The organism is Tsukamurella sputi (assembly GCF_007858445.1).
GTDB classification, from domain to species: Bacteria; Actinomycetota; Actinomycetes; order Mycobacteriales; family Mycobacteriaceae; genus Tsukamurella; species Tsukamurella sputi.
Window position 1 is genome coordinate 1 of record NZ_VIGV01000135.1, and the last position, 582, is coordinate 582.

Below are 582 nucleotides of genomic sequence, written 5' to 3' on the forward strand. Positions count from 1 at the left end.
AGATGCCGTTCACGCACATTTATCGAAGGCTTTTGAGTAAAAACGCAAAACGCATTTAAAAGCCGTTTTAAGCGCCGAAAGGTTTATTGGTGGTAAAGTCTCAGTGAAAAGGTTTTAAATGCGAATTTTATGCTTTATAAAGATTTTTAGGAGTGATTTCATCTAATGTTTTTACTGTCCTGTCTAATTAATGTAAGAAGACTTATAATCAAACGAATAAATGTTGTGGAGTAGTACAAATGAAACAGTGCATCGACTGTGGTGAGAAAATAAATAAATCTGCAAGGCTCTGTAAATATTGCAAGACATATCAGGACTGGAGAAGATTTCTTTCGTTAAGCAATACAACAATAGCTCTGTTAATTGCATTTCTGTCTGTTATTACATTGAGCACTGATAGTATTTATCGAGCATATAAATCTATCACTACTGACAAAGAAAAAGCCTACTTTCATCTGGCGCTAGATACAGTTGCTCCTGAGAATGCGGTTATTACAATAAAGAATCTAGGGGAAAGTCATATTATTGTGCCAGATTCTTTTCTATGTCTTGTTTTTTTAGCTAATGACGATTATTCAAATT

Annotated in this window: 1 protein-coding gene; it reads left to right on the top strand. The window is 33.7% G+C overall.

Features of this window, described 5'->3' with window-relative positions:
* Positions 1-239: 239 nt before the first annotated feature.
* The coding region (locus FK268_RS24880; RefSeq protein ID WP_205124545.1) for a hypothetical protein at positions 240-582 on the top strand (343 nt) is incomplete at its 3' end.